Source organism: Aliiroseovarius sp. CAU 1755 (assembly GCF_054482655.1).
Genome location: NZ_JBTLRH010000004.1, coordinates 108,960 through 115,087, shown reverse-complemented (window position 1 = coordinate 115,087; position 6,128 = coordinate 108,960). Strand labels below are relative to the sequence as shown.

Annotated in this window: 7 protein-coding genes; all 7 read right to left on the bottom strand. The window is 60.9% G+C overall.

The genetic code is table 11. The features are described from left to right. The coding region (locus tag ACXYMP_RS15715; protein WP_458907511.1) for a NapC/NirT family cytochrome c at positions 1 to 496 on the bottom strand (496 nt) is incomplete at its 3' end. 24 nt (positions 497 to 520) lie between these two features. Beyond that, complete coding sequence (locus ACXYMP_RS15710; RefSeq protein ID WP_298571701.1) at positions 521 to 949, bottom strand: nitrate reductase cytochrome c-type subunit; 429 nt, start codon at positions 947 to 949, stop codon at positions 521 to 523. A gap of 25 nt (positions 950 to 974) precedes the next feature. Continuing rightward, entirely contained in the window at positions 975 to 1,898 is a 924-nt protein-coding gene (gene napH, locus ACXYMP_RS15705) for a quinol dehydrogenase ferredoxin subunit NapH (protein WP_298571704.1), read from the bottom strand. After that, a complete protein-coding gene (napG, locus tag ACXYMP_RS15700; protein ID WP_298571707.1) occupies positions 1,895 to 2,767 on the bottom strand; it encodes a ferredoxin-type protein NapG in 873 nt (290 codons plus the stop codon). The genes napH and napG overlap by 4 nt, the downstream gene beginning before the upstream one ends. Positions 2,768 to 2,793: 26 nt before the next feature. Next, entirely contained in the window at positions 2,794 to 5,289 is a 2,496-nt protein-coding gene (gene napA / locus ACXYMP_RS15695; protein WP_458907517.1) for a nitrate reductase catalytic subunit NapA, read from the bottom strand. Positions 5,290 to 5,309: 20 nt separating this feature from the next. Continuing rightward, a complete protein-coding gene (locus ACXYMP_RS15690) occupies positions 5,310 to 5,579 on the bottom strand; it encodes a chaperone NapD (protein WP_298571710.1) in 270 nt (89 codons plus the stop codon). Then, complete coding sequence (gene napF / locus ACXYMP_RS15685) at positions 5,576 to 6,076, bottom strand: ferredoxin-type protein NapF (RefSeq protein WP_458907507.1); 501 nt, start codon at positions 6,074 to 6,076, stop codon at positions 5,576 to 5,578. The genes ACXYMP_RS15690 and napF overlap by 4 nt, the downstream gene beginning before the upstream one ends. Positions 6,077 to 6,128 lie beyond the last annotated feature (52 nt).

Here is a 6,128-nt window from a genome sequence, read left to right as displayed (position 1 = left end):
CGGCCGCACGGTTTTCCTGCTGCGTGAAATCCATGAAATCGAAGCTGTGGCAGTTACGACATTCCTTCGAATCCGTCGATTTCATTCGGCGCCATTCACGGGCGGCCATGTCGATACGGTGACCTTCATACTCTTCCGGGGTCCAGATCACGCGCGTGATGAAGTGGCCGTAAAGCTCTTTCGAAGCTTTGACCTTGCGCACGATTTTTGGGCCCCAATCCTTTGGCACGTGGCAGTCCGGGCAAGTTGCACGAACGCCCGAGCTGTTGTTCTGGTGAACCGAGCCCTGATACTCTGCGTAAGGGTTATCCTCCATCTCGTGGCAGGAGATGCAGAACTTTTCGGTGTTGGTCATCTCGAGCGCCCAGTTGAAGCCACCCCAGAAGATGACACCGGCAGCAAAGCCACCAATCAGCAATGTGCCAAGCGAAACACCCGCAGGTGTCCTGAACTTGCGCCAAAGGCGGCGGATGAAGCCGGGGTTTGCGTCAGACATGTCCCTTATCCTTTCTCATCCGCCTCAGTTCGAGGCTTCGAATGTGTTGTCGACAAGCGCGGGCGCATCGGCCTGCGGCACGTGGCATTGGTTGCAGAACCAGCGAGTCCCGGCGACGGTGTCCAGCTGGTTGCCGTCCCGGTCCAGATAGTGGGTCATCGACAGGGTCGGTGCCTTGCGCTCGCCTGCGACGGTCCAGTCATGGCACGACAAGCAGCGATTGGCCTTCAGGTCGATCTGATACTGATCGATTGAATGCGGCACCAAGGGGGGCTGCTGGCGATAGTTCCGGGCGAACCGGGTTTCGTTTTGGTGAAACACATCCTCGACGGCGACGGGTTCGGATACATCCGCCCCCCGCAAGGTGCTGACACCGCCAGCGCTTTGCGCGAAGGCAACGGTGGCCAGAAGCGTCGGGGCGACGATGGCGCTGATCAGAAGGTTCTTTTTCATTTGGGCATCTCCCGCATTTATTGTCTCAGGCCGCGCGACTGGCCTCGGGTTGACGTTGTTTTGGCCGGCGAGCCGCGCGGGCTGGCGCGGGGGTGGTGTCAAACCGGGTGGTGAATTTGAAAACATCGGGCGCGCAGACATCCACGCAGCGACCGCAATTGGTGCAGTCGGGCGACAGGATGATCGGCGTGTCCTCATCCGCGCCGCGAAGCGCGGGGGTGATCACGTGCATTTCGGGGCAGACCGCGAAACAGTCCATGCAGTCGTCGCATTCGGCGCGGTTCACCGCACTGACCCTGAGGATCGAGCCGTGACCCAGCAGGCCATAGAACGCGCCGACCGGGCACAGGTGTCCGCACCATCCACGGCGCGACACAAACAGATCGAACAGAAAGACGGCAAGGACGAAGGTCCAGGCAAAACCCATCCCGAAAATAAGGCCTCGGTGCAGCATGGAAATCGGGTTCACAAACTCCCAGGCAATGGTCCCTGTCAGGGCAGAAACGATCAGCACCATGCCCAACACCCAGAAACGCGTGTTCCGTTTGGGTTGCCAACCTTTGGCAAAGCCCAGCTTGTCGTGCAGCCAGTGGGCGCCGTCGGTGACCGGATTGATCGGGCAGACCCAACTGCAATAGACGCGCCCGCCGATCAGCGCATAGGTCACGCCGACGATCAGTGCTCCGATGATGGCCGTCATTTCGGGCCAGTGTTGGGCGACCATGCCTTGCAGCAGGACGAACGGGTCGGTCAGGGGCAGAATGTCCAAGGTCAGTGACCCGGCCAGATTGCCTTTCACCCACCAGATCCCGAACCACGGGCCCAGCAAGAACAGGCCAAGGAAGAACGCCTGTGACACACGGCGCAGGATCAAGAACCGATGGGCCAGCCACCAGCCTTTGTCCTGAATGGCCTCTTGTCCGACGGGAAGGGCGGTTTTCTCGCTCATTGTCCTGACCCTCCTGTTCCGGGAAGGTTGAAAGAGGGGGTAAAGCCGCCATCCATCGAGGGATCGGGCAGGCCTTCGGTGCCCGGCAGATAGCCACCGGGGGCGGCAAGGTTATCGGTGCCCGGTCCGGGCAGGCGATCGGGCAGGTCGATGATGTCATCCACCATCGGGTTGCGATCTTCCCAACCCAGCTTGTAGTGGTCGGCGGCCTCGGCCATCGCGACACGACGGGGCAGCACCTTGATGGCGGCCTCGCCCGGCAGCACGCAGGATTTTTCACATTTGCCGCAACCGGTGCAGTGATCGGAATGCACGATGGGCATGAAAATGGCGTGCGCGCCTGATCGTTCGTTATGGCGCCGCTCCAACGTGATCGCTTTGTCGATCACCGGGCAGACGCGATAGCAGACATCGCAACGCAGGCCGAGCGCATTGAGGCAATGTTCCTCGTCGATCAGCACCGCAAGGCCCATGTCAGCGTCGTCGATATTGGTCAGCCCATGGTCCAGCGCACCTGTCGGGCAGGCCACGACGCAGGGGATGTCGTCACACATCTCGCAGGGGATATCACGGGCGGTGAAGAAGGGCGTGCCGGTGGCGGGACCTTCCAGCCCCAGCTCGGCCAGTTTCAGCGTGTCATAGGGGCAGTCCCGAACACACAACCCACAGCGGATGCAGGCGGCCAGAAAGTCCTCTTCCGGCAGGGCGCCGGGCGGGCGGATGGCCTGCGCCGGCAGCGCGCGGGCGTCTGTCGCAAGTTTCGTAAGCGCCATGCCCGCCACCGCGCATGCCCCGGCGGCCCGTGCTGCATCCTGAAGGAAGCGGCGGCGATCAAGCGGCTTGGGTTTGCGTTTGTTGGCGGCGGACATGGTCTTATCTTTCCTCAGTAGTACGCTTAGGCGCGTTCGACTTTACAGGCGCATTTCTTGAAATCCGTTTCCTTGGAAATCGGGCAAGTTGCGTCCAGCGTCAGCTTGTTGGTCAGCTGACCTTCGTCGAACCACGGCATGAACACGACACCACGGGGCATCTTGTTGCGGCCTCGGGTTTCCACGCGCGACAGAACCTCGCCGCGACGCGTCGAGACCTGGATCTCTTGCCCGCGCTTCAGCCCACGATCCTTCGCGTCATCCGGGTGCATGAACACCACGGCAGATGGGAACGAACGGTGCAGTTCCGGCACACGACGGGTCATCGAGCCCGAATGCCAGTGCTCCAGCACACGACCGGTCACGAACCACAGGTTATATTCGTCATCCGGTTCTTCGGCGGCAGGTTCATACGGGGCGAAGATGATGAAAGCTTTGCCATCGGGCTTGCCGTAGAACTTAACCCCCTCGCCTTCTTTCACGTAAGGATCATAGCCTTCGCGGAAACGGTAGAGCGTTTCCTTGCCGTCCACCACGGGCCAGCGCAAACCGCGCGCCTGGTGGTAGACATCGAAATCCGCCAGATCGTGGGCATGGCCGCGACCGAACTCGGCATATTCTTCGAACAAACCTTTCTGAACGTAGAAGCCGAAGTCCTCGCTTTCGTGGTTGTTGAACCCTTCGGCCACTTCGGACACGGGGTATTTGTTGACCTTGCCGTTCTCGTAAAGAACTTCGAACAGGGTCTTGCCCTTAAGCTCCGGCATGGTGTCCAGAAGCTCGGCGGGCCACACCTCGTCGGTGGTGAAACGTTTCGAGAACTCCATCACCTGCCAGACATCCGATTTCGCTTCGCCCGGTGCAGACACCTGTTCGCGCCAGAACTGTGTGCGACGCTCGGCGTTGCCATAGGCGCCTTCCTTCTCGACCCACATGGCGGTGGGCAGGATCAGGTCAGCGGCCAGCGCGGTCACGGTCGGATACGGGTCGGACACGGTGATGAAGTTTTCAGGGTTGCGATACCCCGGCAGACCTTCTTCGTTCATGTTGGGCGCGGCTTGCATGTTGTTGGTGCACTGCACCCAGTGGCAATTCAGGTCGCCATCTTTCAGCTTGCGGTGCATCAGCACGGCGTGGAAACCGGGCTTGGGCGGAATGGTTCCTTTCGGGATGCCCCACGCGGTTTCACAAATGTCGCGGTGACCTTCGTTGGCGACAACCATGTCGGCGGGCAGACGGTGGGCAAAGGTGCCAACCTCGCGCGCCGTGCCGCAAGCCGACGGCTGACCGGTCAGCGAGAAGGGCGAGTTGCCCGGTTCCGAGATTTTGCCCACCAGCAGGTGCACGTTATACATGAGGTTGTTCACCCATGTGCCGCGCGTGTGCTGGTTGAAGCCCATGGTCCAAAGGCTCATCACCTTGCGGTTCGGGTCCGCATATTGCTGCGCCAGACGTTCCAGCGCGGCGACCGGCACACCCGACAGTTCGGACACATACTCGGCGCTGTATGGTGCGACCGCTTCCTTGTATTCCTCGAACGTCATGTCCGACATGGCGCCGTGCTTGCCGTCATGCGACGGGTTCGCGGCGGCTTGTTCCAGCTCGTGCTCGGGACGCAAACCATAACCGATATCGGTGTTGGTGCGTTTGAAATGGGTGTTCTTTTCAACGAAGTCCCAGTTCACCGCATCGTTTTGAATGATGTAGTTGGCGATATAGTTCAGGATCGCGAGGTCCGTTTGCGGCGCGAAGATCATGCCATTGTCCGCCAGTTCGAACGAGCGATGTTCGAACGTGGACAGGACGTGCACTTCTGCACCCGGTTTGGTCAGGCGGGTGTCAGTCAGCCGCGACCACAGGATCGGGTGCATCTCGGCCATGTTCGAGCCCCAAAGGACGAACGTGTCTGCATGCTCAAGGTCGTCATAGCAGCCCATCGGCTCGTCAATGCCGAAGGTGCGGATGAAGCCGGCCACGGCCGACGCCATACAGTGGCGCGCGTTGGGGTCGATGTTGTTGGACCGGAACCCGGCCTTCATCAGCTTGGCAGCGGCATAGCCTTCCCAGACCGTCCACTGCCCGGAGCCGAACATGGAAACGGCGGTCGGGCCTTTTTCCTTAAGGCTGGCTTTCCACTTCTCGGCCATCACGTCGAAGGCTTCGTCCCAGCTGACCGGCTCAAAGTCGCCGTTTTTGTCGTAAACGCCGTTCGACTTGCGCAGAAGCGGTGTGGTCAGGCGGTCGGCGCCATACATGATCTTGGACAGGAAATAGCCCTTGATGCAGTTCAGACCACGGTTCACCGGGGCTTCCGGGTCGCCTTGCGTGGCCACGACGCGGCCGTCCTTGACGCCCACAAGCACCGAACAGCCGGTGCCGCAGAACCGACACGCCGCCTTGTCCCACCGGATATCGGGGGACTTGGGTTGCGCCATAGCGCCATTGGGAAGGGTGATGCCGGCGGCCGAGGCGGTCGCGGCGGCGGCGCTGGCCTTCAGAAAGGATCGGCGGGATGAAGTCATGGACATGGTGTGTCTCCCGATTAGTGTTTGGTCGTCGAAGCGGCGGCAGGGTCGCCGTCGAGCTCTTCGAAATGGTGATACGTCAGGGTGATGGTCAAAACGCCGGGGATCTGGTGCATCTCCATGATCTGGTCGGATGCACGCATGTCTGGCGTGTCTTCTACGGTCACAACGATGCGACCGTCTTGGTGGGCATGCACTTCACCACCTTGGGTGGCGTCGATCGCGGTTATGACAGTCTCGGTCATATCCGGCATCGTGTGCACCAGGCAGCCACAGATATTCATCATGGGCGGGCCTCCGTTTCTGATTTGATCTTCTTGAAGGAAATGGCGCCGACGGGGCAGGCCATCGAACAGCCCCCGCAGCCATTGCACAGGTCTTCGTCCAGCACCGGTTGGGCGCGGCCTCCGGTTTGCAACTGGAACCCGATGGCGCGTTGGTCGCAATGGTCTTCGCAGGTGCGGCAGTTCACACCGTTCAACGACAGGCAGTTGTTGCCGACATCCCCGCGCCACAGCCATTCGTTCTCTGGCGTCAGCGCGCCAAAGTCACAGGCATCGGTGCAGGCATGGCAGAACGTGCAGGCCCCGGCGTTGAAATCCAGGAACGGGCGTTCGCCCGCATCTTTCATGATAATGCCTTCGGGGCAGGCCGTCGCGCATTCACCACACTGGGTGCAGGCGTCGTGGAACTCTGCCTCCGGGCCAACTCCGGGGGGCCGCTGGCGCAGAACCTCCTGAACTTTGCCTTTCAGGAAGGCGCGTCTGGTGGGTGATGCAGACATATGTGAATCGCTCGCTGGTTTGGTGGCTTGCGTTTCAAGCCCTAAACCCGGC